This is a genomic window from Xanthobacter flavus, from assembly GCF_017875275.1.
Classification (GTDB): Bacteria; Pseudomonadota; Alphaproteobacteria; order Rhizobiales; family Xanthobacteraceae; genus Xanthobacter; species Xanthobacter flavus_A.
Window position 1 is genome coordinate 3,220,539 of the sequence record NZ_JAGGML010000001.1, and the last position, 24,321, is coordinate 3,244,859.

General features: G+C 68.9%; 22 protein-coding genes. 10 read left to right on the forward strand and 12 right to left on the reverse strand.

Annotation, left to right across the window (positions count from 1 at the left end):
* The first annotated feature begins 86 nt into the window (after window positions 1-86).
* From J2126_RS15400 to J2126_RS15425, 6 genes are all read left to right on the forward strand, one after another.
* A complete protein-coding gene (locus J2126_RS15400) occupies window positions 87-710 on the forward strand; it encodes a hydrolase (RefSeq protein ID WP_209490211.1) in 624 nt (207 codons plus the stop codon).
* A 206-nt stretch (window positions 711-916) separates the two neighbouring features.
* Window positions 917-1,747 carry an alpha/beta fold hydrolase gene (locus tag J2126_RS15405; protein WP_348634401.1) on the forward strand — a complete coding sequence of 277 codons (831 nt, stop codon included), beginning with the start codon at window positions 917-919 and terminating at the stop codon, window positions 1,745-1,747.
* A gap of 59 nt (window positions 1,748-1,806) precedes the next feature.
* On the forward strand, window positions 1,807-2,094 hold the full coding sequence (locus J2126_RS15410; RefSeq protein WP_209487785.1) for a XapX domain-containing protein: 288 nt from the start codon (window positions 1,807-1,809) through the stop codon (window positions 2,092-2,094).
* A gap of 36 nt (window positions 2,095-2,130) precedes the next feature.
* Window positions 2,131-3,996: an amidohydrolase gene (locus J2126_RS15415; RefSeq protein WP_209487786.1), complete on the forward strand. Its 1,866-nt coding sequence runs from the start codon at window positions 2,131-2,133 to the stop codon at window positions 3,994-3,996.
* 3 nt (window positions 3,997-3,999) lie between these two features.
* Window positions 4,000-4,437 (forward strand): DoxX family protein, encoded by a 438-nt coding sequence (locus J2126_RS15420; RefSeq protein WP_209487787.1) that lies wholly within the window; start codon window positions 4,000-4,002, stop codon window positions 4,435-4,437.
* Window positions 4,434-6,050, forward strand: coding sequence for an MFS transporter (locus J2126_RS15425; protein ID WP_209487788.1), 1,617 nt, complete (start codon window positions 4,434-4,436; stop codon window positions 6,048-6,050). The genes J2126_RS15420 and J2126_RS15425 overlap by 4 nt, the downstream gene beginning before the upstream one ends.
* A gap of 19 nt (window positions 6,051-6,069) precedes the next feature.
* On the opposite strand, the gene J2126_RS15430 is transcribed toward J2126_RS15425, so the two are convergent.
* Window positions 6,070-7,122, reverse strand: a complete 1,053-nt coding sequence (locus J2126_RS15430) for a LacI family DNA-binding transcriptional regulator (RefSeq protein ID WP_209487789.1) — start codon at window positions 7,120-7,122, stop codon at window positions 6,070-6,072.
* Window positions 7,123-7,239: 117 nt separating this feature from the next.
* Between J2126_RS15430 and J2126_RS15435 the strand changes: the two genes are divergently transcribed.
* From J2126_RS15435 to J2126_RS15445, 3 genes are read left to right on the forward strand one after another with little or no spacing between them, the layout of a single operon-like run.
* A complete protein-coding gene (locus J2126_RS15435) occupies window positions 7,240-8,565 on the forward strand; it encodes an FAD-dependent oxidoreductase (RefSeq protein ID WP_209487790.1) in 1,326 nt (441 codons plus the stop codon).
* 17 nt (window positions 8,566-8,582) lie between these two features.
* Entirely contained in the window at window positions 8,583-10,277 is a 1,695-nt protein-coding gene (locus tag J2126_RS15440) for a dihydroxy-acid dehydratase (RefSeq protein WP_209487791.1), read from the forward strand.
* Window positions 10,278-10,323: 46 nt separating this feature from the next.
* Window positions 10,324-11,577 carry an ABC transporter substrate-binding protein gene (locus J2126_RS15445; protein WP_209487792.1) on the forward strand — a complete coding sequence of 418 codons (1,254 nt, stop codon included), beginning with the start codon at window positions 10,324-10,326 and terminating at the stop codon, window positions 11,575-11,577.
* A 4-nt stretch (window positions 11,578-11,581) separates the two neighbouring features.
* Here J2126_RS15445 and J2126_RS15450 read toward each other — a convergent pair whose 3' ends face one another.
* A complete protein-coding gene (locus J2126_RS15450) occupies window positions 11,582-12,076 on the reverse strand; it encodes a DUF2165 family protein (protein ID WP_209487793.1) in 495 nt (164 codons plus the stop codon).
* 187 nt (window positions 12,077-12,263) lie between these two features.
* On the opposite strand from J2126_RS15450, the gene J2126_RS15455 reads away from it, so the two are divergent.
* Window positions 12,264-13,988 carry a SulP family inorganic anion transporter gene (locus tag J2126_RS15455; protein ID WP_348634313.1) on the forward strand — a complete coding sequence of 575 codons (1,725 nt, stop codon included), beginning with the start codon at window positions 12,264-12,266 and terminating at the stop codon, window positions 13,986-13,988.
* A 256-nt stretch (window positions 13,989-14,244) separates the two neighbouring features.
* On the opposite strand, the gene J2126_RS15460 is transcribed toward J2126_RS15455, so the two are convergent.
* From J2126_RS15460 to J2126_RS15505, 10 genes are all read right to left on the reverse strand, one after another.
* A complete protein-coding gene (locus tag J2126_RS15460; protein ID WP_209487794.1) occupies window positions 14,245-14,973 on the reverse strand; it encodes an ABC transporter ATP-binding protein in 729 nt (242 codons plus the stop codon).
* The gene (locus J2126_RS15465) at window positions 14,966-15,736 is read right to left on the reverse strand and encodes an ABC transporter ATP-binding protein (protein WP_245327355.1); all 771 of its coding nucleotides are present in this window, start codon (window positions 15,734-15,736) and stop codon (window positions 14,966-14,968) included. Before J2126_RS15465 ends, J2126_RS15460 begins: the two co-directional genes overlap by 8 nt.
* Entirely contained in the window at window positions 15,736-16,620 is an 885-nt protein-coding gene (locus J2126_RS15470) for a branched-chain amino acid ABC transporter permease (protein ID WP_209487796.1), read from the reverse strand. Before J2126_RS15470 ends, J2126_RS15465 begins: the two co-directional genes overlap by 1 nt.
* On the reverse strand, window positions 16,617-17,501 hold the full coding sequence (locus J2126_RS15475) for a branched-chain amino acid ABC transporter permease (protein ID WP_024280736.1): 885 nt from the start codon (window positions 17,499-17,501) through the stop codon (window positions 16,617-16,619). Before J2126_RS15475 ends, J2126_RS15470 begins: the two co-directional genes overlap by 4 nt.
* A 115-nt stretch (window positions 17,502-17,616) precedes the next feature.
* On the reverse strand, window positions 17,617-18,747 hold the full coding sequence (locus tag J2126_RS15480) for an ABC transporter substrate-binding protein (protein ID WP_209487797.1): 1,131 nt from the start codon (window positions 18,745-18,747) through the stop codon (window positions 17,617-17,619).
* Between the two features lie 2 nt (window positions 18,748-18,749).
* Window positions 18,750-19,505, reverse strand: coding sequence for a pyrimidine 5'-nucleotidase (locus J2126_RS15485; RefSeq protein ID WP_209487798.1), 756 nt, complete (start codon window positions 19,503-19,505; stop codon window positions 18,750-18,752).
* Between the two features lie 24 nt (window positions 19,506-19,529).
* Complete coding sequence (nadC, locus tag J2126_RS15490) at window positions 19,530-20,420, reverse strand: carboxylating nicotinate-nucleotide diphosphorylase (RefSeq protein ID WP_209487799.1); 891 nt, start codon at window positions 20,418-20,420, stop codon at window positions 19,530-19,532.
* 95 nt (window positions 20,421-20,515) lie between these two features.
* Window positions 20,516-21,772, reverse strand: coding sequence for an amidohydrolase family protein (locus J2126_RS15495; RefSeq protein WP_209487800.1), 1,257 nt, complete (start codon window positions 21,770-21,772; stop codon window positions 20,516-20,518).
* A 119-nt stretch (window positions 21,773-21,891) separates the two neighbouring features.
* Window positions 21,892-23,349 carry an aldehyde dehydrogenase family protein gene (locus J2126_RS15500; RefSeq protein ID WP_209487801.1) on the reverse strand — a complete coding sequence of 486 codons (1,458 nt, stop codon included), beginning with the start codon at window positions 23,347-23,349 and terminating at the stop codon, window positions 21,892-21,894.
* Window positions 23,346-24,095, reverse strand: coding sequence for an orotidine 5'-phosphate decarboxylase / HUMPS family protein (locus J2126_RS15505; protein WP_209487802.1), 750 nt, complete (start codon window positions 24,093-24,095; stop codon window positions 23,346-23,348). The genes J2126_RS15500 and J2126_RS15505 overlap by 4 nt, the downstream gene beginning before the upstream one ends.
* Window positions 24,096-24,321: the final 226 nt, after the last annotated feature.

Here is a 24,321-nt window from a genome sequence, read left to right on the forward strand (position 1 = left end):
GTCTCAGCACTTTTCGGGCGTTAGCTTCGCGCCCGCTCTCACACAGGAGATGAACCGTGCCCCACGCCGTCGCCGCCCCCGGCGGTATGCTCCTTTCCCCGAAGGACCATACGCTCATCATGATCGACTTCCAGTCGCAAATGTCGTTCGCGACCAAGTCCATCGATGCCGTGAACCTGCGTAACAACGCGGCGCTGGTCGCCCGCGCCGCCGCCGGCTTCGGCGTGTCCACCATCCTCACCACGGTGGCGGAGAAGAGCTTCTCCGGCCCCATGTTCTCCGAGATCACCGAGGCATTCCCGGGCGAGAAACTGCTCGACCGCACCTCCATGAACACCTGGGAGGATGAAGCCGTCATCGCCCGGGTCAACGAGATCGGCAAGGGCCGCATCGTGCTCTCCGGCCTGTGGACCGGCGTGTGCATCGTCGGCCCGGCCTTGTCGGCCATCGAGCAGGGCTTCGAGGTCTATGTGATCGCCGACGCCTGCGGCGACGTCTCCGACGAGGCGCATGAGCGCGCCATGCAGCGGATGATCCAGGCCGGCGCCCGGCCCATGACGTCCCTGCAATATCTGCTGGAGCTTCAGCGCGACTGGGCCCGCACCGCGACCTACGACATGACCACCGGCATCGCCAAGACCTACGGTGGCGCCTACGGCCTCGGCATCATCTACGCCAAGACCATGTTCGGCGCGTCCGAAGGCCACTGAGGTTCATCACCATGACCGAGCATGACCAGCCGGGCGGCGCGCGCCTCCCGGAACAGGACCTCCTTGTCTCTTCGCTCCTCTCGCGCCGGACCGTGCTCGGCGCGGGTGCCACCGCGGCGCTCGCAGCCGCCTTCGGCCTCGACTTTCCCGCCGCGGCCTTCGCAGCCTCCACCCCCGCAGTCTCCACCTCCCACGGAGTTCAACCCATGCCCAGCGTGACCACCAAGGACGGCGTCGAGATCTTCTACAAGGACTGGGGTCCGAAGACCGCCCAGCCCATCGTCTTCCACCATGGCTGGCCCCTGTCCTCGGACGACTGGGACGCGCAGCTCCTGTTCTTCGTGAACAACGGCTATCGCGTGGTCGCCCACGACCGCCGCGGCCATGGCCGCTCCACCCAGGTGAGCGACGGCCACGACATGGATCATTACGCCGCCGACGCCGCGGCCGTGATGGACCATCTCGACCTGAAGAACGCCGTGCACATCGGCCATTCCACCGGCGGCGGCGAGGCGCTGCACTACACCGTGAAGCACGGCAAGGGGCGGGTCGCCAAGCTGGTGCTCATCGGCGCCGTGCCGCCCATCATGCTGAAGACCGAGTCCAATCCCGGCGGCCTGCCCATGGAGGTCTTCGACGGCTTCCGCAAGGCGCTCGCCGCCAACCGCGCCCAGTTCTTCCTCGACGTGCCCACCGGCCCGTTCTACGGCTTCAACCGTCCGGGCGCGCAGGTCTCCCAGGGCGCCATCTGGAACTGGTGGCGTCAGGGCATGACCGGCGGCGCCAAGGCCCACTATGATGGCATCAAGGCCTTCTCCGAGACCGACTTCACCGCCGATCTCAAGGCCTGCGAGGTGCCCACCCTCGTGATGCATGGCGATGACGACCAGATTGTCCCCATCGCCGACAGCGCGCTCCTCTCCGCGAAGCTCCTGAAGCACGGCACGCTCAAGGTCTATGCCGGCTATCCGCACGGCATGTGCACCACCCATGCGGACGTGATCAACGCCGACCTCCTCGCCTTCATCAAGGCGTGACCCCATCCGGCGCCGGCCTCCCCCCGGCCGGCGCCGGTTCCTGCATTTGCGGAGGGCGCATGAAGCTCTATCTCGCCTCGCTTGGCGCGGGCCTCCTGGTCGGCATCGTCTACAGCCTCATCAACGTGCGCTCCCCGGCACCGCCGGTGGTGGCGCTGCTGGGGCTGCTCGGCATCCTCGTGGGCGAGCAGATCCTGCCCGTCGCCCGCCATCTGATGAACGGCGATGGCCTCGCCCGCGCCATCGGCCTCGCCGACTGCAAGGACCACGTGCTCGGCCAACTGCCGGGCCGGCGGGACGCGGCCGAGCCGAGCGCCCCGGGCGATACAAACCCTCCGAAATCCTGAGCTTTCCTGACGCCCCGCACACAGAAGGCGCGCACCATGAGCGAGATCGCCGACCTCATCCTGTTCAACGGGAAGATGACCACCCTCGACCGCACCAATCCCACGGCGGAGGCGGTGGCGGTGCGCGGCGGCGTGATCGTTTTCGCCGGTCCCACCAACGACGCCATGCGGCTCGCCGGGACGACGACGAAGATCATCGATGTGGGTGGCCGGCGGGTGATCCCCGGCCTGATCGACAGCCACATGCACATCATCCGCGGCGGGCTGAACTACAATATGGAGCTGCGCTGGGACGGCGTGCGCTCGCTCGCCGACGCCATGGAGATGCTGAAGCGGCAGGTGGCCGTCACGCCCGCCCCGCAATGGGTGCGCGTGGTGGGCGGTTTCACCGAGCATCAGTTCGCCGAAAAGCGCCTGCCGACGCTGGAGGAGATCAACGCCGTCTCTCCGGACACGCCGGTCTTCATCCTGCACCTCTACGACCGCGCCTTGCTCAATGCGGCGGCGCTGCGCGTGGTGGGCTACACCAAGGAGACGCCCGATCCGCCCGCCGGCGAGATCGTCCGCGACGCCAACGGCAATCCCACCGGGCTCCTGGTGGCCAAGCCCAACGCCACCATCCTCTATGCGACGCTGGCCAGGGGGCCGAAGCTGCCGCCCGAATACCAGAAGAATTCCACCCGCCACTTCATGCGCGAGGTGAACCGCCTCGGCGTCACCTCGGTGATCGATGCGGGCGGCGGTTTCCAGAATTATCCGGAAGACTATTCCGTCATCGAGGCCCTGCATCGGGAGGGAAACCTTACCGTGCGCATCGCCTACAACCTCTTCACCCAGAAGCCGAAGGCGGAGCTGGCCGATTTCGCCGGCTGGTCCAAGTCCGTCACGCCGGGGCAGGGCGACGACCTCTATCGCCACAATGGCGCGGGCGAGATGCTGGTCTATTCCGCCGCCGATTTCGAGGACTTCCAGGTGGCGCGGCCGGACCTTCCCGGCGCCATGGAGGGCGACCTCGAGCCGGTGGTGAGGCTGCTGGCCGAAAACCGCTGGCCGTTCCGCCTGCACGCCACCTATGACGAGACCATCTCGCGCGCCCTCGACGTGTTCGAGAAGGTGGATTCCGACGTGCCGCTCAAGGGCCTCAACTGGTTCTTCGATCATGCGGAGACCATCACCGACCGCAACATCGACCGCATCGCGGCGCTGGGCGGCGGCATCGCCGTGCAGCATCGCATGGCCTTTCAGGGCGAATATTTCGTCGACCGCTACGGCGCGAAGGCGGCCGAGCGCACGCCCCCGATCCGCCGCATGATGGAGGCCGGCATTCCGGTGGGTGCGGGCACGGATGCCACCCGCGTCGCCTCCTACAATCCGTGGGTCTCGCTGTCCTGGCTCGTGACGGGCCGCACGCTCGGCGGGCTCTCCCTCTACCCGCCGGCGAACCGGCTGGACCGGGAGGATGCGCTGCGGCTGTGGACCGAGGCCAACACCTGGTTCTCCAGCGAGCCCGGCAAGAAGGGCCAGATCAAGGACGGCCAGCTCGCCGATCTGGTGGTGCTGTCGGATGATTACTTCTCGGTGTCCGAGGACCGCATTCAGGACATCACCTCGGTCCTCACCCTGCTCGGCGGCAAGGCGGTGCATGGGGATGGCGCGTTCCGCGACCTCGCCCCGCCGCTGCCGCCGGCCATGCCGGACTGGTCGCCGGTGCGCACCTTCGGCGGCTATCAGCCGCGCAAGGCGGACAGCGCGCAGAAATACGCCTTCGCCGCAGCCTGTGGCTGCGCCAAGGCCTGCGGCGTCCATGGCCACGCCCATGCCGGGGCGTGGGGGGCGAACGTGCCGGTGGGCGATCAGCAGGGCTTCTTCGGTGCGCTGGGTTGCGCCTGCTGGGCGTTCTGAGCGATGGACCTTCCTGACCGCCTCGCACAGGCCGCCCGGCCGCTTCTGTCGCCACGGCCGGTGCGGGCGTTCGCGCTGCTCGCGCTGACCTCGGCGTATCTGCAGGGCGGCCTCACCAAGGCGCTGGATTTCTCCGGGGCCATGGCGGAGATGACCCATTTCGGCCTCGCCCCGGCGGCTCCGCTCGCCGCCGGGGTGATCGCGCTGGAGATCATCGCGCCGATCATGGTGCTCTCCGGTGTCATGCGCTGGGCCGGCGCGCTGGCGCTCGCCGCCTTCACCGTCGCGGCAAGCCTTCTCGCCAACCGCTTCTGGGGCATGGCGGGGGCGGAGCGCTTTGCCGCCGCCAACGCCTTCTTCGAGCATGTCGGCCTCGCCGGAGCCTTCGTGCTGGTGGCGTGGTACGATCTGGCGGGGAAAGCGGAGGGACGGCGAGCATGAGCGAAAATCCCCCATCCCCCCAGTCTCCCCCCGCGGCCGCCCCCGGTGCCTTCGCCCCGCTGAAGCGGCCGGTCTTCGCCGTGTTGTGGGTGGCGACCGTGCTCGGCAATACCGGCAGCTTCATGCGTGACGTGGCGAGCGCGTGGATCGTCACGGATCTTTCCGCCTCGCCGGCGGCGGTGGCGACCATCCAGGCGGCGGCCCTGCTGCCGGTGTTCCTCCTCGCCATGCCGGCGGGCGTGCTCTCCGATATCCTCGACCGGCGGCGCTTTCTCATCGCCATCCAGGTCGGGCTGGCGGCGGTCAGCGCGGCCCTGATGGTGCTGTCGCTCACCGGGCTGATGACCGTTTCCTCGCTCATCGCGCTCACCTTCCTCGGCGGCATCGGCGCGGCGCTGATGGCACCCACCTGGCAGTCCATCGTGCCGGAGCTGGTGCCGCGCTCGGACCTGAAGAGCGCGGTGGCGCTCAACTCGCTGGGCATCAACATCTCCCGCTCCATCGGCCCGGCGCTGGGCGGCGTGCTGCTTGCCGCCTTCGGCGCGGCGGTGACCTATGGGGCGGACGTGGCGAGCTATGTCTTCGTCATCGCCGCCCTCGTCTGGTGGCGGCGTCCCGCGACCCCGCAGGACGAATTGGGCGAGCGTTTCCCCGGCGCGTTCCGGGCGGGGCTGCGCTATGCGCGGTCGAGCAAGGAGATGCATGTCGTGCTCCTGCGCTCGGCCTTCTTCTTCGCCTTCGCCAGCGCGGTCTGGGCGCTGTTGCCGCTGGTCGCGCGCGGGCTCTTGAAGGGGGATGCGGCCTATTACGGCCTGCTGCTCGGTGCCGTGGGCGTGGGCGCCATCGGCGGGGCGCTGCTGATGCCGCGGCTGCGTGGCCGCCTTTCGCCGGACGGCCTCATCCTTGCCGCCTCGCTCTTGACCGCCATCACGACGGTGGGGCTCGCCCTCGCGCCGCCGCGCTGGCTCGCGGTGCCCATCCTGCTTCTGATGGGCGGGGCGTGGATCACCGCCCTGACGACGCTGAACGCCACGGCCCAGGCCATCCTGCCCAACTGGGTGCGGGGCAGGGCGCTGGCGGTCTATCTCACCGTGTTCAACGGGGCGATGGCGGGCGGCAGCATCGCCTGGGGCCTCGTGGCGCAGGCGATGGGGGTTCAGGTCGCGCTCGTCGTGGCGGCCGGCGGCCTCGCGGTGGTGGGTCTCATCATGCACCGCGTGCCGCTGCCGGCGGGCGAGGCCGACCTGACGCCCTCCATGCACTGGCCCGAGCCGGCGCTGGCCGAACCCATCCCCAACGACCGGGGGCCGGTGCTGATCCTGATCGAGTATCGCGTCGCGCGGGCGGAGCGGGAGGCCTTCCTCAAAGCGCTGGAGCGGCTCTCCGCCGCCCGGCGCCGGGACGGGGCCTATGCCTGGGGCATCAGCGAGGATTCCGCCGATCCCGAGCAGATGCTGGAGTGGTTCATGGTGGAATCCTGGGCCGAGCATCGCCGCCAGCATCGCCGGGTGTCCCACGCCGATGCCGACGTGCAGGCCGAGGTGCTGTCCTTCCACACGGGCGCCGCGCCGCCTGTGGTCCGCCACTGGATCGGAGTCGATCGGCCGCTTTAGGTCGGATCGACGAGGCCCGTCAGGAGGCCTTGGCCTCCGTCGGGCGGCTGCCGCCCGTGCTCTCGCGCAGGGCGATCCGGAAGCCCATTTCACAGGTGCCGCCGCGCGCAGCGGTGCCGGCGATGCGGCCGATGAGCATCTCGGCCGCCTTCTGGCCCATCTCGTAGCGCGGGATGTCCACGGTGGTGAGCGAGGGGCTGAGGTGGCTCGAGAAGTCGAGCCCGCCGAAGCCTGCCACAGCGATGTCGCCGGGCACCGTGAGCCCCATGCGCTGGAAGGCGAGCAGCGCACCGGCCGCCAGCACGTCGTTCAGGCAGAGCAGGGCATCGGGGCGGGGCCTGAGCGCGGCGATGCGCTCGGCGATCACCCGGCCGGAGTCCATGCTGGTGAGATCCTCCGCGTTGAGGATGAGCGGCGCGCCGAGCCCGGCCTCGGCGATGGCGGCCTCGTAGCCCTTGGCGCGCATCTGGGCGCGGCGATCGCGGGTGGTGGTGCCGACGAAGGCGATGCGGCGGAAGCCCTGTGCCACCAGCGCCTCGGTCATCGCCTTCATGGCATCGAAATTGGAGAGCCCCACGAGGCTGTCGATGGGCGTCGGCGTGCTGTCCCACGTCTCCACCACCGGCACGCCCGATTTCTCCAGCAGCGCCCGTGTCGCCCGCGTATGGGAGACGCCGACGATGATGAAGCCGTCCGGCCGGCGTCGCAGCAGCGCCTCGATGACCTTTTCCTCTTCCGCCGGGGCGTAGTTGGTCTCCGCCATGATCATCTGCACCGCGTGGGTGCGGGCGACGTCGGAAACGCCCTTCACGCTGTCGGAGAAGATGGAGGACGCCACCGTCGGCAGGATCAGCGCAATGATGCCGCTGCGCTGCGAGGCGAGGGAGGAGGCGACCAGATTGTAGATGTAGCCGGTCTCGCGGATCGCTGCTTCCACGCGGGCCTTGAGGTCGGCGTTCACCAGGGTCGGCTGGCGCAGCACGCGCGAGACCGTCATGGCGGAGACGCCCGCCACGCGGGCCACATCCTCCATGGTGACGCCCGCCGCCCGTCCCCCCCGCTTTTGCCGCATCGCCGATTCCGCCCCCTGTCCTGAAGCCAAACATATGGCCTGCCTCTCGCTTGACAAGCGGACGTGGTTAGCGCTAACAAATGATAGCGCTAACAATTAAAGCGGGGATGGGTGGAGATGCGCGACGCAAGGCCCGCCGAGGTGCTGGAAACGGACGTGCTGGTGGTCGGCGGCGGCGCGGCGGGGCTCGCCTGCGCGGTGGCGGCGGCGCGGCGCGGCCGGCGCGTCGTCCTGCTGGAGCGCTACGGCTTCAGCGGCGGGGCGGCGGTGGCCGGCCTCTCCGGCACCATCTGCGGCCTCTATGCGGCCTCGGACCGTCGCAACGCCGAGCCGGAGCAGGTGGTCCACGGCTTCGTCAACGAGTTCATCGCCGCCATGGAGGCGCGCGGCGGCCTCACCGGCCCGGTGCAGTACGGCAAGACCTATGTGCGCGTGCACGATCCCCTCGCCTGGCGCGAGGCGAGCGACGCGCTGCTTGGCGCCGAGGGCAATATCCGCGTGCTCTACCATGTCACCGTCACCGGCGTTCTTTCCGAGGGCGACCATGTGCGCGGCGTCACCGCCTTCACCAAGCAGGGGCCGCTGGAGGTGCGCGCGAAGATCACCGTGGACGCCTCGGGCGACGCGGACGTGGCGGCCATGGCGGGGCGGGCGCTCACCAAGGGGCGCGACGGCGCCATCCAGAACCCCACCATGATCTTCCGCATCCTCGGCGTGGACATGGCCCGCTTCCTCGCCGCCAACGGGCCGGATTCCATCCTCGACGAGCGGGTGATGACGCTCATCCAGGAGTTGAACGCCGCGGGCGACTACCGCCTGCCACGCGCCAAGATCTTCCTCTTCCCCACGCCCCGCCCCGGCGAGCTGATCTGCAACGCCACGCGCATCATGGGCGCGGACGGGCGCGAGCTGGATGCCACCCGCGCCGCCGACCTCAGCGAGGCGGAGATCGAGGGGCGCAAGCAGGTGCGCGAATACGCCCGCTTCATCCGCGACCACATCGCGGGCTGCGAGGCGTCCTTCGTCAACGACACCGGCGTGCAGGTGGGCGTGCGCCAGACGTGGCAGATCGTCGGCCGCGACCTTCTGAAGAACGAGGACGTCACCTCCGCCCGCAAGCGCGCGGACGGCATCTGCCGCTCGCCCTGGCCCATCGAGCTGCATTCCGGCGAGAAGCCGAAGCTGCACTGGATTCTGGACGATTATTACGAGATCCCCCTCGGCTGCTTCCTGCCAGCCACCGGCACGGGCCTGGTGATGGCCGGGCGCTGCCTCTCGGCCGAGCACGAGGCCATGGCCTCGGCCCGCGTCACCGCTCAATGCTTCGGCTACGGGCAGGCCATGGGCCTTGTCGCCGACCAGCTCTGCGACGATCCGGCGGCCCTGCCGTCCGGCTCCGACATCCGCGCCGCGCTCAATGCGCTCGGTGCACAGCTCAACTGACGAGACAGGGACGTTTCATGTCCGACGCTGAACAGAAGCAGCCGACGCTGCGCAGCAATTTCGAGCCCGGCACCACCCGCTGGGCGGTGCGCCGCGCCCAGTGGCTCGCCATGGGCTACAGCGAGGACGACCTGCTGAAGCCGAAGATCGCCATCGTCAACAGCTCCAGCAAGCTTTCGGTGTGCTACGCCCACCTCGACGACGTGTGCCGCGTGGTGGAGCAGGCGATCCGCGATGCCGGCGGCCTGCCGTTCGAGATCCGCACCGTGGCGCCGTCCGATTTCGTCACCAGCGCGGGCCGTCAGGCGCGCTATCTGATGCCGAGCCGCGACCTGCTGGTGAACGACATCGAGGTGCAGGTGGAAGGCGCGGAGCTGGACGGCATGGTGCTGCTCGCCTCCTGCGACAAGACCACCCCCGGCCAGCTCATGGCCGCCGCGCGGCTCAACGTGCCCTCCGTGGTGCTGCCCTGCGGCTACCAGCTGGGCGGGCATTGCGCGGGCAAGGAAGTGGACATCGAGGAGGTCTACAAGAGCGTCGGCTCGCTGAAGGCGGGGTCCATCTCGCTCGCCGACCTCAAGGCGATGACCTGCAGCGCCATCACCGGGCCGGGCGTGTGCGCGGGACTTGCCACCGCCAACACCATGCACGTGCTCTCCGAAGCGCTCGGCATGGCACTGCCGCGCAGCGCCCCCATCCGCGCCGGCTCGCAGGCGCTGATGGAGAATGCCGCCCGCGTCGGCGCGGCCATCGTGGACCTGATCCTCAAGGACATCCGGCCGCGGCAGATTCTCACCCCCGCCGCCTTCCGCAATGCGCTGCGCGTGGCGGTGGCGACGGGATGCTCGGTGAACTGCGTGCGCCACCTCGCCGCCACGGCCTCGGAAGCCGAGATGGACATCGACATCGTGGCCGAGCTGGAGGCGCTGAACGACACGCCCCAGATCACCACGGTGCGGCCCAACGGCCCCCACCGCATCGAGGACCTCGACCGTGCGGGCGGCTGCCGGGGCGTGATGCGCGAACTTGCCGGCGTGCTCGACCTCTCGGTGATGACCGTCACCGGCCGGACGCTGGGCGAGAACCTCGCCGACGTGCCGGAGCCCGACCGCGCCTTCATCCGCCCGCTGGCCGATCCGTTCCGCCACGAGCCCGGCCTCACCATCCTGCGCGGCACTCTCGCGCCCGATGGCGCTGTGGTGAAGGTCTCCGCCGTGCCGGCGGAAGTGCGCACCTTCTCCGGCAAGGCGCGGGTGTTCGAGGACGAGGCTGTCGCCATCAAGGCGCTGGAAACCCACTCCATCAAGCCCGGCGACGTGGTGGTGCTGCGCGGCCTTGGCCCCAAGGGCGGACCGGGAACCGTGTTCGCCGCGAGCTTCATGGCGGCGCTGATCGGCGCGGGGCTGGGCGCCGGCGTCGCGGTGGTGACCGATGGCGAGCTCTCCGGCCTCAACAGCGGCATCACCATCGGCCAGGTGATGCCCGAGGCGGCGGAAGGCGGGCCGCTGGGCCTCGTCGCCGAGGGCGATGTCATCTCCATCGACATCGGTGCCCACCGCGTCGATCTCGACGTCCCCGAGAGCGAGCTGGCCGCCCGCCGCGCGGTGTGGCGCGCGCCGGACCACAGCCAGATCCGTGGCTGGCTCGGCCAGTATGCCGCCATGGTGCAGCCGCTCTCCAAGGGTGCCGTGCTGAAGCCCACGCGGCCCTGAAAACGGACGACAACAAGAACGAACAGACAGGATCGGGAGGTTTGAAATGACCAAGAAGACTGAAAGGTCCGGTAAGACTGAAAGGTCCGGGACGCTGAAGAGCGCTTTGGCCTCCACGGCGCTCGCCGCCCTCGTCTGCGCAGCCTTTGCCGGCGGCGCGCGCGCCGAGAGCGTGAAGGTGGGCGTGCTCAACGACCAGGCCGGCGTGCAGGCGGACTTCGCCGGCGCGGGCTCGGTGGTGGCGGCGAAGATGGCCATCGCCGATTTCGGCGGCAAGGTCGCCGGGATGCCCATCGAGCTGGTCGCCGCCGACCACCAGAACAAGGCCGATATCGGCGTGAACGTCACCCGCCAGTGGTTCGACACGGACGGGGTGGACGCGGTGCTGGACGTGCCCAATTCCGCCGTCGCGCTGGGCGTCAGCGGCATCGCCAGGCAGAAGAACAAGGTGGTGGTCATCTCCGGCGGCGGCACCTCCGACCTCACCGGCAAGGACTGCACCCCCAACACCGTCCACTGGACCTACGACACGTGGGCGCAAGCCAACACGGTGGGTACCGCCGTCACCAAGGCCGGCGGCAACACCTGGTATTTCATCTCGGTGGACTACGCCTTCGGCCATGCGCTGGAGCGCGACGCAGGCGAGGCCATCAAGGCGGCCGGCGGCAAGATTCTCGGCACCGTCAGGCACCCGCTCGGCACCTCTGACCTCTCCTCCTTCCTGCTCCAGGGCCAGGCCTCCGGCGCCAAGGTGATCGGCCTCGGCAGCGCCGGGGCGGATACCATCAATGCGGTGAAGCAGGCGTCCGAGTTCGGCATCGTCAAGGCCGGGCAGAAGCTCGTCGCCATGTTGATGGTGCTCAACGACATCAGTGCGCTGGGGCTGGAGACCGCGCAGGGCCTGTTCCTGTCGGAAGCCTTCTACTGGGACCTGAACGATCAGACCCGCGCCTTCGCCAAGCGCTTCGCTGCCGCCAATGGCGGGCGCTATCCCAACATGGTCCATGCCGGCGTCTATGCCGGGCTTCTGCACTATCTGAAGGCGGTGGAGAAGGTGGGCAGCGCGAAGGACGGAGCCAAGGTGGTGGAGGCCATGAAGGCCATTCCCACCGATGACCCGCTGTTCGGCAAGGGCGCGGTGCGTCCGGATGGCCGCGCCATCCACGACATGCATCTGTTCGAGGTGAAGAGCCCGGCGGAGTCGAAGGGGCCCTACGACTTCTACAAGCTCATCGCCACCGTTCCCGCCGACAAGGCCTTCCGCCCCCTCGCCGCCGGCAACTGCCCGCTGGTGAAGTAACGCGTCAGTGCTCCTCCTCCTGCTCCGGCAGCAGGAGGATGACCAGCACGGCGGAGATCCAGCCGATGAAGGCGAAGGCCGTGGATTGCCCGTTCCAGGTCTTCGACTGCCACATGGCGAACCATTCGCCGCCGATGACGACGAAGCCCAACCCATAGAGCAGGATGCCGAGGGTGAGCCCGAGCACCGCCGTCGTGCGGGCGCGGCGGAAGCCCGGTGTGCGGATCGCGGCCAGCATCCGCACGACGCCAGCCCACAGTACGAGGGCGATGGCCCCCTCCGTGGCGATGATCGCGACATAGGCGGCGGTCTGGAGCCGTTCGTCGGTGATCGCCCGCCACCGCAGGGTGGAGTCCGGGAAGATGGTATCCATGGCCAGCACGTGCTGGACGAAGGCCCAGTTCGTCCCGTAGTCGGTGATGTTGCCGAAGGCGACCAGGGTGAAGAAGATGGCGATCGTCGCCACGAGGGCGATCTTGCACAGCCGGATCAGAACCATCGTTCCTGCCCCCGCCTCTCCGCCTTGATGCGGCTCCTGCGGCGATTCTAGAAGCGGGAGCCCGTGACGCAAGACGCGCCGCTCAGGATGGGACCGCCGGGTTTTGACGGACTTTCCGGGCCGTCCCTGCCTGTGGCATGGTCCCACCAGCCCGGCGGCGTTCATGCCGGCGGACGGAGATTGACCGGTGGCAGCGGACGGAACGTCGTCTCAAGAAGCCCCACGGAGGCTGCTGGCGAGCTTCGCAGGATATCGGCCGGGCTGGATCAAGACGGATGTCGCCGCGGGGCTCGCCATCGCTGCGGTGGGCTTGCCGAGCGCCATCGCCTATCCCGCCATCGCCGGGCTGCCGCCGCAGACCGGGCTCTACGCCTCCATCGCGCCGCTCATCGCCTATGCGGTGTTCGGCCCCTCCCGGCAACTGGTGGTGGGGCCGGATGCGGCGACCATCACCGTGCTCGCGGCCGTGCTCGCCGGTATGCCGAACCTCGCGGCGGTGGACAAGCCGGGGGTCGCCGCCCTCATCGCCCTCGTGGTGGGCGGCTATTATTTCGCGGCGCGGCTGGTGGGGCTGGGGGTGCTTTCCACCTTCCTGTCGCGACCCATCCTGGTCGGGTTCTTCGCCGGCATCTCGCTGTCCATCCTGGTGGGCCAGCTGAAGCGCGTCACCGGCATTCCCATCATCGGGGACGGGCTCGTCGCGCCGGTGGTGGAGCTGGTGCGCAAGGCGGATGAGGTGCACTGGCCCTCGCTGGCGCTGGCGCTCGGCATGTTCGCCGTGCTCCATCTCGTGCGCCGCACGCGCCTCCCGGTGCCGGGGCAGGTGGTGGTGGTGGTGCTCTCGGTGGTGCTGTCCGCGCTGTTCGATTTCGAGGGGCGCGGCATCGCCGTGGTGGGGGCGATCCCCTCCGGGCTCCCGGCGCTGGCGCTGCCCGCCGGGGGCGGGGCGGCGATCGACCAACTGCTCATCGGCGCGGCGGCGATCTTCCTCGTCAGCTTCGCGGCGGGCATCGTGACGGCGCGCAGTTTCGGCGAGCGGGGCGGCTATCCGGTGGATGCCAACCGCGAGATGGTGGGCTTCGGCGCCGCCAACATCGCCGCCGGCCTGTTCGCGGCCTTCCCCATCACCGCCTCGGATTCGCGCACGGCGGTGAATGCCAGCGTCGGCGGCCGCTCGCAGCTGGCCAGCGTGGTGGCGGCGCTGGCGCTGCTCGCCATCGTGCTGTTCCTGCAGCCGGCGCTCGCCATCCTGCCCATACCGGCGCTGGGCGCGATCCTGATTTCGGCGGCCCTCAGCCTCGTGGACATCCCGGCGCTGCGCGAGCTCTGGCGGATCAGCCGGGTGGAGTTCACCTTTGCCATGATCGCGCTGTTCGCGCCCATCAGCCTCGGCGTGCTGAACGGCGTGCTGATCGCCATTGGCGCCACCTTCGCCTATCTGCTGCACAAGATGATGTATCCGCGCGACGCCCTGCTGGGGCGCGTGCCCGGCCACGAGGGCTTTTACAAGCTCCACCGGCGGGACGATGCGCGGCAGGTGCCGGGGCTCGCCATCGTGCTCATCCAGGGCGATCTTCTGTTCTTCAACGCGGACCGGATGCAGGGCCGCATCGACGCCATCGCCGACACGCTGGTCGCGGGCACGCGCTGGCTGGTGCTGGACGCCAGCGCCATCACCCAGGTGGATTCCACGGCTGCCGCCGCGCTGGAGGAAGTGCGGGCGGAACTGGAGCGGCGCGGCCTCAAGTTCGGCATCGCCGAGATGCACGACGAGGTGCGCACCCTGCTCGACCGCGCGGGGCTGCTCGACGCCATCGGGCCGGACATGATCTTCGACGATCTCGACGACGCCTATCGCGCCTTCAAGGCGAGCGGGGAGGCGGCGGACGCCCCAAGCCCGCGCGGCGCCTGAGCGAAGACAACAAGTAAAGCCCGCGCGGCGCCTGAGCGAAGACAACAAGTAAAGCCCGCGCGGCGCCTGAGCGAAGACGACAAGGAAAGCCCGCGCGGCGCCTGAGCGAAGACGACAAGTAAAGCCCGCGCGGCGCCTGAGCGAAGACAACAAGGAAAGCCCGCGCGGCGCCTGAGCGAAAGCAACGAAGAAAATACCGCGCGGCACGCGGTCGAACAGCACCGGGTGATGTCCTACCGGATTGCGAAGACGGCGCTCAGCCCGCGGCCGTCTCCGCCGCGCGCATGCCGAGATAGGCGGCGATCACGCGCGGATCGCGGGCGAGCGCTGCGGCGGTGTCGGCGAAGATGATGCGCCCGTGCTCCATCACATAGCCGTAGCTGGCCACCGAGAGCGCCTTGCGCGCGTTCTGCTCCACGAGAAGCACGGTGGTGCCCTTGGCGTTGATGTCGGCGATGGTGGCGAAGATGTCGTTCACCACATGGGGCGCGAGCCCCATGGAGGGCTCGTCCAGCAACAGCAATTTGGGCCGCGCCATCAGCGCCCGGCCCATGGCCAGCATCTGCTGCTCGCCGCCGGAGAGGGAGCCGGCATACTGGAAACGCCGCTCCTTCAGGCGCGGGAAGCGGGTGTAGATCATTTCCATGTCGTCGGCGATGGCGGGGTCGCTTCCGCGCACATAGGCGCCGACCTTCAGATTGTCCTCCACCGACATGGAGGCGACCACCCGCCGCCCCTCCGGCACGAGGGAGACGCCGGCGCGGACGATCCTGTCTGCGGGCCGGGCGGTCATGTCCCGGCCCTCGATGCGCACGGTGCCGGAGAAGGCACGCACGAGGCCGCAGATGGTGAGCAGCGTCGTCGTCTTGCCCGCGCCGTTGGCGCCGATGAGGCAGACGCAGGCGCCGGCCGGGACGGTGATGTCGATGTCCTCGACCGCCGCAACGGAGCCATAGCCGGAGGTGACCTTGGTAAGCTCAAGCATCCTCGGTCCCCAGATAGGCTTCGATCACGCTCGGCATGCGGCGCACCTCCTCGGGCGTGCCGGCGGCGATCTCGCGGCCGAAATTGAGCACCACGATATGGTCGCTCACCCGCGCCACGAACTCGATGTCGTGCTCGATGAGGAGCACGGTGATGCCCATGTCGCGGATGGCGAGCACGAGGTCGGCCAGCGCCCGCTTCTCGGCGAAGTTCATGCCCGCCGCCGGCTCGTCCAGCAGCAGCAGGCGCGGCTGGGTGGCCAGCGCCCGCGCGATCTCCACGCGCCGCCGGTCGCCGTAGGAGAGGCCGCCCACGGCCACGTCCTTGAGATGGGTGATGCCCACGAGATCGAGCAGCGCCTCGCAGCGCGCCTTCTCCCGCGCCTCGCTGCGCTTCACCGCCGGCAGGCCGAGCAGCACGTCGAGGAGGCTGGCCGACTGGTGGCGGTGGGCGCCCAGCAGCACATTGGCGAGCGTGGTCTCGGTGGCGAGCAGGCGGATGTTCTGGAAGGTGCGGGCGACACCCAAAGCCGCCACCTTGTGCGGGGCGAGGCGGGCGATGTCCACGCCGTCGAGGCGGATGTGGCCGGCGTCCGTGGGATAGAGGCCGGTGATCATGTTCATGGTGGTGGTCTTGCCGGAACCGTTGGGGCCGATGAGGCCCGTCACCTGTCCGGCGGTGGCGGTCAGCGACACGCTGTCCACCGCCACCACGCCCTGGAAGCGCTTGGCCACCTGCCAGAGTTCGAGCTGGGCCGCCGCCATCATTTGGCTCCTTCAGGTGCGGCGCGCCGGGCGCCCGCCGGCTTGCGCGGCCGCCATTTGAGGAGCGACATGGCCCCGCCGGGCAGGAACAGCACCACCGCGAGAATGAGCAGGCCCATGAGGATCTCGCGCCACTGGCTGGAGAAGCGCAGCAGCTCCGGCAGCAGCGTGGTGAAGATGGCGCCCACCAGCGGCCCCAGAAGCGCGTTCACGCCGCCGAGGATGGGATAGGCGAGGGCATCCACGCTCCGCAGCAGGCCGAAATCCGTCGGGCCGACGAAGAAGTTGAGATGCGCCGCAAGCCCCCCCACGCCGCCGCTGACGAAGCCGGAGGCGACGAACAGCGAAAGGCGCTGGCCGAACACGTTGACGCCCATGGCCTCGCTCATCACGTCGTCCTGCCGGATGGCGAGGATGGAGCGACCGAAATAGGAGCGGCGCAAAGCGAAGACGAAATAGAGCGCGATGAGGACGAGCAGCACCAGCTGCCAGGTCTCGGTGTAGCGCGGGATGCCGTAGATGCCGATGGCGCCGCCGGTGACGGCATCCCAGTTCAGCGCGATCACCCGCACCACCTCGGTGAAGGCGAAGGTGGCGAGCATGAAATAATCGCCGCGCAGCCGCAGCACGGGCGCGCCGATGATCAGCGCCACCGCCGCCGCCAAGAGCCCGCCCGCCACCACCGCCACGGCGAAAGGCGCGCCGACCTGCATGGTGAGATAGACGCTGCAATAGGCGCCCACCGCCATGAAGCCGCCGGTGCCCAGCGTGAACATGTTGGCCGCCAGCGCCAGCCACACGCCGTAGGCGAGGAGCGTATTGAGCAGGCACAAATTCACGAGGTTGCCGTAGCTGGCCAGAAAGGTATCGAGGGCGGCCATCATGCGCGGCGCTCCTCGAAGCCGGAGAAGAGGCCGGTGGGCTTGACCAGGAGGATCAGGAAGATCAGCCCGAAGCCGATGGCGTCCCGGAAGGCGGAGGAGACGTAGGCGACGGAGAACACCTCGACCAATCCCAGCAGGAAGCCGCCGGCGACCGCGCCGGGGATGTTGCCGAGCCCGCCGAGGATCATCACGGTGAGGCCCTTCACCAGCATGTGCTCGCCCATGAAGGGGGACACCACGTTGAACAGCAGGCCAAGCAGCACGCCAGCCGCCCCCGCCAGTGCGCCGGCGATGAAGAAGGTGATGAGGATGGTGCGCCCCACCTCCACGCCGACGATGCGCGCCACATCCTCCGAAAAGGCCACGGTGCGGATGGCGCGGCCCACCGAGGTCTTCTGCAGGGTGAAGCCGAGGATGCCCATCAGGATCACGGCCGTGACCACCACGATCACCTGAAGCAGCTGCACACGCACGCCGCCGATCTCCCACACGATGGCGGTGAAGGGGTTCGGCGGATAGCCGTGCACGGCGGTGCCGAACACCTCCTGCGCGATACCCACCAGGAGGCGGGCCAGCGCGAGGCTGGCGACGAGGCCCATCCATTTGTGCCCGCCGCGCAGCCGCAGCACGCGGAACACCAGCAGCTCCGACGCCATGCCGAGCACCCCGCCGCCCACCAGCGCGACGACGAGCGCCAACGGCAGCGGCAGGCCGAGGAGGGCGATCTCCAGCCCGAGATAGGCGCCCACCATGAAGAAGGCGCCCTGCGCCAGGTTCACGATGTTGAGCACGCCGAAGATCAGCGTGCAGCCGATGGCGAAGACCGCATAGATCGAGCCGAGCGACAGCCCGTTCACGACCTGCTGCAAAAAGGTTGTCATGCGCTGATCCCCCGGACCTGCCCGAACCGGTCGAAGCACCGTGCCGCCGCGGATGCCCGGGCTGCACGGCGCGCCAATCCATCCGCCCCGGCCTGTGACCGGGGCGGGCGGGGGATCACTGGGCGAGCTGGAACTTGCCGTCCTTCAGCTTCAGCACCTTGGCGACCAGCACCGGCTCGCGGTCCTTGTCGAAGGAGAAGGGGCCGAGGACGGTCTGGAGGTCCTTGGTGTCGGCGATGGCCGCGCGCAGCTTCGCGGGATCGGACACGCCGCCCGCGCGCTTCACCGCATCGGCGAAGATGGTGACGGCGGCATGGGCCTGGGCGGCGAAGGTGTCGGGGGCCGAGCCGTACTTGGCCTTGTAGGCCTCCACGAACGCCTTGTTGGCGGGCGTGTCGAAATCGATGAACCAGCCCGAGCCCACGAGGAAGCCCTGCGCGGCGGGGCCGGCGAGATCGTTCAGCTTGGTCGAGATGGCCGCATTGGCACCGAGGAACACCGTGGACTGCGGAATGCCGAGCTGGCGCGCCTGCCGCACGATGTTGGCGGTCTCTTCCGCGAGGCCGCCGACGACGATGATGTCGGGGTTGGCCGCCTTGATCTTGGTGAGCTGGGCGGAATAGTCCACGTCGCCCTTCTGGAAGGTCTCGGTGGCCACCACCTTGATGCCGGCCTTGTCGAGGGCGGCCTTGTGGACGCCGTAGGCGGCCTTCATCAGCACGTCGTCAATGCCGTAGATCTGCGCCGCCGTCTTGGGCTGGTAGCGCTTGACGGCATAGGCGAGCACGCCGGGGAACACCGCCGCCTCTGGGGCGCTGGTGCGGAAGATGTATTCGCCGATGGCGGGCACGCCGGGCGCGGTGTTGGACGAGGCGATCACCGGCACCTTGGCGGCGTTGGCAATCGGGTCGGCGGCGAAGGCCGAGGTGGTCAGCGTCGGCCCGAAGATGACCGTCACCTTGTCCTGGTTGATCAGGCGCTGGAAGATGTTGACGGTCTGGCCGCGGTCGCCCGCATCATCCTGATGGATGGGCACGAGCTTGAGGTCGCCGAGCTTGCCGGAGGCGTTGATCTCGGCGGCAGCCAGCTCCGCGCCGTTCTTCTGCATGGTGCCGTAGAGCGCAGCCGAGCCGCCCGATGTGGACTGCACGATGCCGAGCTTCACGTCCGCCGCGATGGCAGCGGGCACGGCGGCGAGGGAAAAGGCGGTGGCGGCGATGAGTAGGCGCGTGAGACGGGCGTGCATCATCATGGCTCCTGAGGAAGGTCGGTCGTTGATGAGCCCTTATTTTGCGGGCCCTTATAAAGGCTTTGCAGGACTGTTGGCGTTGGTATCGGGGTCGTGCGCGGCTCGATCTGGGCGAGCACGGGCGCGAGCGCCAGGGAATGGAAATGGACGTGCGCGGCGTCCGGCGTCTCGGGCAGCCCGTGGTCGCCGATGAGCACCGTCTGCATGCCGAGGGCGTGCGGCACGGCGAGGTTCACCGCGCGGTCGTCGAACATGATGGCGCGCTCGGGCGCCACGCCGTGGCGGGCGAGCATGGTGTCGTAGGCGGCACGCTCGGGCTTGCCGATGTAGTCGCAGGCGGCGATGTCGCAGACGCCCTCGAACAGGTCGGCGATGCCGAGGCGTTCCAGCACCCGCTCGGCATGGGCGCGCGAGCCGTTGGTGAAGACGAGGCGCCGGCCGGGCAGGGCCTCCAGCGCGAGCCGCAGCTCGGCGTTTTCCGCCAGCACCGTCAGGTCGATCTCATGGACGAAGGCGAGGAAATCCTGCGGCTTCACCGCGTGATGGCGCTGCAGGCCGACGAGGGAGGTGCCGTAGGTTTCGTAATAAAGCGCATGCAGCGCCGCCGCCTCTTCCGGCGTGGAGCCGGTGAGCTGCTGGATGAACAGCCAGACGCGGGCGAGCATCTGGCCGTGCAGGCCGGCGGAGCGCGGGTACAGCGTATCGTCGAGGTCGAAGACGAAGGTCTCCGTACCCGGCCTCAGACGAAATGGCATGTCCCCGCGCATCATCCCCCGCGCTCAGTTGGACAGCTGCTTGAGGCGGTCGATGGTCCGCTTCGCGCTCGGCTTGATGTCGCGGACATCGAGGCTGATGTCGAGGGCCTTCACCGTGTGGGTGAGGTCGCCGATGGAGATCACATCCACCCCCAGCTCCGCGATGGGAACGATGGTGGTCTCGTTGATGCCGCCGGACGCCTCGGTCATGGCGCGGCCCTTGGTGAGCTTCAGGCCCTCGCGCATCTCGTCGAGGTCCATGTTGTCGAACATGATGATCTCGACCCCGGCGTCCAGCGCCTCCTGCACCATCTCCAGGCTCTCGCACTCCACCTCGAACTTGAAGGTGTGCTGCGCGCTCGCCCGCAGGATCTTCACCGCCTCGGTGATGGAGCCGGCGATCTTGATGTGATTGTCCTTCACCAGCACGCAATTGGCGAGGTTGAAGATGTGGTTGTGGGCGCCGCCCACGCGCACGGCGTATTTCTGCACCATGCGCAGGCCCGGCCAGCCCTTGCGGGTATCGGTGATGCGCACGCCGGTGTGCTTCACCAGATCGGCGTAGCGGCGGGTCTTGGTGGCGATGCCGCTCATCTGCTGCAGCCAGTCGAGGGCCGAGCGCTCGATCACGAAGAAGGTGGAGGCGCGGGCCTGCACCCGCATCAGCACGGTGCCGGGTTCCACCGCGGCTCCTTCCTCCACCAGCCATTCGATGCGCGCCTCGGGCTCGATGGAGCGGATGGTCTCGTCGGCGAACAGCATGCCGCAGACGATTCCGTTCGCCTTGGCGTAGATGTTGGCGGTCTGAACCGGATCGTCGCCGACGAGAAAGCCTCCGGTTGTATCGCCGGAGCTTAACTCCTCGCGCAGGCCCAGCTCCACGAGAGGCCGGATCATAAAGCGGTTCAACTTCATTACGCGGCTCCTGGGGCGCTCCCGGCCCGGCTCTGTGATACTGCCTAGCAGCTGTTTTCTACTACATCAATCAACAAAATCATTTATCGACAGCGTCAGCCATCCAGCCGGTTGGTGAAGGCCTTGCCGCCCTTCATCACCAGATGCAGGCGGTCGCGCTGCTCCAGGATGCGGATGTCGGCGAGCGGGTCGCCGTCCAGCACCAGAACGTCGGCCATGAAGCCGGCCTTCAGCGCGCCGAGGTTGGGCTGCTCGATGCATTCCGCCGCCTTGGTGGTGGATGCGACGATCACCTCCATCGGCGACATGCCGAGCCAGTCCACCATGAAGGCCAGCTCCGCCATGTTCTCGCCCACCAGCAGGCGGTGCGACTGGTCGGTGCCCATGGCCACCTTCACGCCGCGCTTCACCGCCTCCTTCCAGAGGGGGATCTGCGTCTGCATGAGGGAATAGATCTGCGCGTCCTTCACATCCTCCTGGCCCAATTGGTGGCTGGCCCAGGCGGTGTTCTTTCGGCGGTGCTCGATGGACAGCGGCACCAGCGCGAGCGTCGGCACCCACCAGATGCCGCCCGCGATCATGCGGTCCACGCTCTCCTCATCCATGAACCAGCCGTGCTCCAGCGAGTGGATGCCGGACCTGACCGCGTTCTTGATGCCGGCGAGGCCCTCGGCATGGACGGCCACGCGCTTGCCCTTGGCGGCGGCCTCGGAGACGGCGGTGGAAATCTCCTCGATGGTGAATTGCGGCTCGTCCCAGCTGTCGGTCACCGAGGTGATGCCGCCGGTGGCGCAGATCTTGATGAAGTCGGCGCCGCGCATGAGCAGTTCGCGCACCAGCCGGCGGATCTCCTCCACCCCGTCCGCCACCGTGTGCGGGAGCCAGGCGCGCTTCTGGATGCGCATGCCGGCGGGGAGCCAGTAGTCGCCATGGCCGCCGGTCTGCGAGACCATGCCCAGCGAGATCAGCAGGCGCGGCCCGTCGATGATGCCTTCCTCGATGGCCTGCCGGAAGCCGGCGTCGGCGCCGCCCATGTCGCGTGCGGTGGTGATGCCGCAGGCGATGGTCTCGCGAAAAACCTCGATGGATTTCAGCACGTTGTAGGTGGGCGTGTTGAGCAGATGCTGGCGCATGTCGCGGGCGCGGTAGGTGCCGTGGACATGGGTGTCGATGAAGCCGGGCAGCACGGTGCGCCCCGCCGCGTCGAGCTTCCGGGCGCCCGCCGGCACGCTCACCTGGCTCTCGGGACCGGCGGCGACGATGCGCCCTTCCTCGATCACCACGACCGCGTTCGGCACGGGGTCCGCCCCGGTGCCGTCGATCATGGTTCCGCCGACGATTGCGATGGCCATACGCGCCTTGCCTTTCGCTCTGTTCAAAAAGTTAGCAACGCCAAGTGCCAGGCATTGAGAGCCAGCCGCCGACGCAACGATGGGTCCAGCCCGGCTGCGCTGGCTCCTTGGATATTCCGTTACGTGAGGTCCACCACCACGTTCTTGATCTCACAGTAGAAATCCAGCGCGTGAAGGCCAAGCTCGCGGCCGATGCCCGAGCGCTTGTAGCCGCCGAAAGGCGCGAACACGCTGGTCTTCGAGGCGCTGGGCAGGCCGTTCACGGCCACCATCCCGGTGCGCATGCCCCGCGCGACCCGGAGCGCGCGACCGATGTCGCGGCACCAGACGGAGCCATTGAGACCATAGTCGCTGTCATTGGCCAGCGCGATGGCCTCGGCCTCGCTGTCGAATGGCGTCAGGGAGCAGACTGGGCCGAAGATCTCCCGGCTGAAGGCGGGATTGTCCGGCCCGACGCCCGAGAGGATGGTCGGGGGATAGAAGAAGCCGTCGCCCTCCGGCAGGGCGCCGCCGCTCACCAGCGTCGCCCCGGCTTCGCGGGCCTGCGCCACGGTGCGGTCCACCGCATCCCGGTGGGACGAGGAGATGAGCGGGCCGAGATTGGTCGCCGGGTCCAGCGCCGGGCCGGTCTTCAGCCGCGCCGCTGCGAAGGCGAAGGCACGGGCGAAGGGCTCCAGCGCGCCGCGCTCCACCAGCAGGCGCGAGCGGGCGGAGCAGGACTGGCCGGCATTGCCGAAGCCGGACGCCACCGCGCTCGCCGCCGCCTTCTTCATGTCGGCGTCGGCGAAGACGACCGCGGCGTTCTTGCCGCCCAGCTCCAGCGCCACGCGCTTGATGGAGGCGGAGGCAAGCCGCATCACTTCCGAGCCCACGGCGGTGGAGCCGGTGAAGGAGATGCCATCGATGCGCGGGTCTTCCGCGAGCCGCCGCCCCACGTCCGCGCCGCCGGGCAGCACGGAGAGGAAGCCGTCCGGCACGCCGGCCTCGCGGCACACTTCGGCGAGGAGCAGGGCGGTGAGCGGCGTCAGCGGCGCCGGCTTCAGGATGGCGGCGCAGCCGGCGGCGAGCGCCGGGGCGAGCTTCCACGAGGCGCCGAGCAGCGGGAAATTCCACGGCACGATCTGCGCCACCACGCCGAGGGGCTCGCGCAATGTGAAATCCAGCAGATCCCTGCCGAGGGGGATGGTGTCGCCGAACACCTTGTCCATGGCCCCGGCATAATAAGTGAAGACGCGGATCGCCCCCTCCACCTCGCGCAGGGCGCCGGAGATGGGCTTGCCGGCGTTGACAGCCTCGATCTGCGCGAACTGGTCCTGCCGGGCCGCGATGCCGGCGGCGATGCGGTGGAGCACGGCGCCGCGATCGACCGGCGGAAGATGGGGCCAGTCGCCGGCATCGAAGGCATGGCGCGCCGTGCGGATCGCCGCCTCGACTTCCACCGGCCCGGCCAGCGCGACCTCGGCGAGCGGCGCGCCGGTCCAGGGATCGACCAGCGCCTCGACCTCGCCGCCCATGGCGGGCACGAAGCGCCCGCCGACGAACGGTTCGCGATGGAGGGACGGCAGCACGGCGCTCATGGCGCCGTCGTCTCCAGCGCCTGCATCTTCTCATAGAGCGCGGTGGCGGCGCCGGCCGGGTCGTTCGCCTCGGTGATGAGGCGGCCGACGATGGCGAAGCGGCGCGGGCAGTCCTTCGCGGCGGCGAACGCCCCCTCGATGGTGCCGCCCAGCGAGCCGAAGCCGGTGAGGAATACCAGCGGGTCCTTCACGTTCGCGGCGATCCAGCGCGACCAGCGGGTGACCTTGGCGGTGTCGTGCGCCGGCAGCACGAAATGGTCGGCGCCGCCCTCCGCCGCACGGGCGAGGATAAGGTCCAGCGCATTGTCGAGGAGATAGCCGCCGCCGGAGACGCCATAGTCGGCGACCGGGATCTCGCCGCCGACAACCGGCGCGATGCCGGCCTTCAGCGCCTCGCCGACGAAGCCGTCCACGGCGGTGGGGCCGGCCACGGGGAACAGGATCAGCCCGTCCACCTCGGCCTCGGCGCACAGAGCGGTGAACTTCTTCGCCATGTCCGGCATGTCCGGGCCGGCCTTCTGGTGGTCGTAGAGGATGGGCAAATCGGTGAGGTCGCGCACCCGCCGCATGGACTCCTTCAGGCCATGGCGCAGCACGCTGGTGAGCCCGAGCTTGTAGCCGGCAACGCCGGGCACGCCGCTCGTCGCCTTCACCACCGCATCGAACTTCTCCTGCGTCTCGATGTCGAGAGCGGGGACGATGCCCACGGTGCCGGAAAAGGTCTTCGCCGAAAAAGTGCTGGCCATTGCGGTCTCGCTCGCTTCCATCCTGTGCCAGAACGCTAGGGCGGGCGAGGGCACCAAGGTAGCGCCGGCTTCTTGCAGGCTTATGGAGCCAGTCGGCAGGATGGAGCCAGTCGTGGCCAGTGGTGGCGGGCAGTGATGGCGAGCAGGGACTGCCCAACGGCTGCTCGCATCGCGCCAGCATTCGGCCACGCTTCGTTCAACTTGCATTCAGCCGATGTTTCATACA

What these genes read in the sequence shown, in the direction of transcription:
- J2126_RS15410 (WP_209487785.1), top strand. Translation starts at nt 1,807, where the DNA reads ATGAAGCTCTATCTCGCCTCGCTTGGCGCGGGCCTCCTGGTCGGCATC.
- J2126_RS15485 (WP_209487798.1), bottom strand. Translation starts at nt 19,505, where the DNA reads ATGCCATTTCGTCTGAGGCCGGGTACGGAGACCTTCGTCTTCGACCTC.
- J2126_RS15475 (WP_024280736.1), bottom strand. Translation starts at nt 17,501, where the DNA reads ATGACAACCTTTTTGCAGCAGGTCGTGAACGGGCTGTCGCTCGGCTCG.
- J2126_RS15480 (WP_209487797.1), bottom strand. Translation starts at nt 18,747, where the DNA reads ATGCACGCCCGTCTCACGCGCCTACTCATCGCCGCCACCGCCTTTTCC.
- J2126_RS15500 (WP_209487801.1), bottom strand. Translation starts at nt 23,349, where the DNA reads ATGAGCGCCGTGCTGCCGTCCCTCCATCGCGAACCGTTCGTCGGCGGG.
- J2126_RS15405 (WP_348634401.1), top strand. Translation starts at nt 917, where the DNA reads ATGCCCAGCGTGACCACCAAGGACGGCGTCGAGATCTTCTACAAGGAC.
- J2126_RS15470 (WP_209487796.1), bottom strand. Translation starts at nt 16,620, where the DNA reads ATGATGGCCGCCCTCGATACCTTTCTGGCCAGCTACGGCAACCTCGTG.
- J2126_RS15400 (WP_209490211.1), top strand. Translation starts at nt 87, where the DNA reads ATGCTCCTTTCCCCGAAGGACCATACGCTCATCATGATCGACTTCCAG.
- J2126_RS15460 (WP_209487794.1), bottom strand. Translation starts at nt 14,973, where the DNA reads ATGCTTGAGCTTACCAAGGTCACCTCCGGCTATGGCTCCGTTGCGGCG.
- J2126_RS15445 (WP_209487792.1), top strand. Translation starts at nt 10,324, where the DNA reads ATGACCAAGAAGACTGAAAGGTCCGGTAAGACTGAAAGGTCCGGGACG.
- J2126_RS15425 (WP_209487788.1), top strand. Translation starts at nt 4,434, where the DNA reads ATGAGCGAAAATCCCCCATCCCCCCAGTCTCCCCCCGCGGCCGCCCCC.
- J2126_RS15505 (WP_209487802.1), bottom strand. Translation starts at nt 24,095, where the DNA reads ATGGCCAGCACTTTTTCGGCGAAGACCTTTTCCGGCACCGTGGGCATC.
- J2126_RS15450 (WP_209487793.1), bottom strand. Translation starts at nt 12,076, where the DNA reads ATGGTTCTGATCCGGCTGTGCAAGATCGCCCTCGTGGCGACGATCGCC.
- J2126_RS15430 (WP_209487789.1), bottom strand. Translation starts at nt 7,122, where the DNA reads ATGCGGCAAAAGCGGGGGGGACGGGCGGCGGGCGTCACCATGGAGGAT.
- J2126_RS15435 (WP_209487790.1), top strand. Translation starts at nt 7,240, where the DNA reads ATGCGCGACGCAAGGCCCGCCGAGGTGCTGGAAACGGACGTGCTGGTG.
- J2126_RS15495 (WP_209487800.1), bottom strand. Translation starts at nt 21,772, where the DNA reads ATGGCCATCGCAATCGTCGGCGGAACCATGATCGACGGCACCGGGGCG.
- J2126_RS15415 (WP_209487786.1), top strand. Translation starts at nt 2,131, where the DNA reads ATGAGCGAGATCGCCGACCTCATCCTGTTCAACGGGAAGATGACCACC.
- J2126_RS15420 (WP_209487787.1), top strand. Translation starts at nt 4,000, where the DNA reads ATGGACCTTCCTGACCGCCTCGCACAGGCCGCCCGGCCGCTTCTGTCG.
- nadC (WP_209487799.1), bottom strand. Translation starts at nt 20,420, where the DNA reads ATGAAGTTGAACCGCTTTATGATCCGGCCTCTCGTGGAGCTGGGCCTG.
- J2126_RS15465 (WP_245327355.1), bottom strand. Translation starts at nt 15,736, where the DNA reads ATGGCGGCGGCCCAGCTCGAACTCTGGCAGGTGGCCAAGCGCTTCCAG.
- J2126_RS15440 (WP_209487791.1), top strand. Translation starts at nt 8,583, where the DNA reads ATGTCCGACGCTGAACAGAAGCAGCCGACGCTGCGCAGCAATTTCGAG.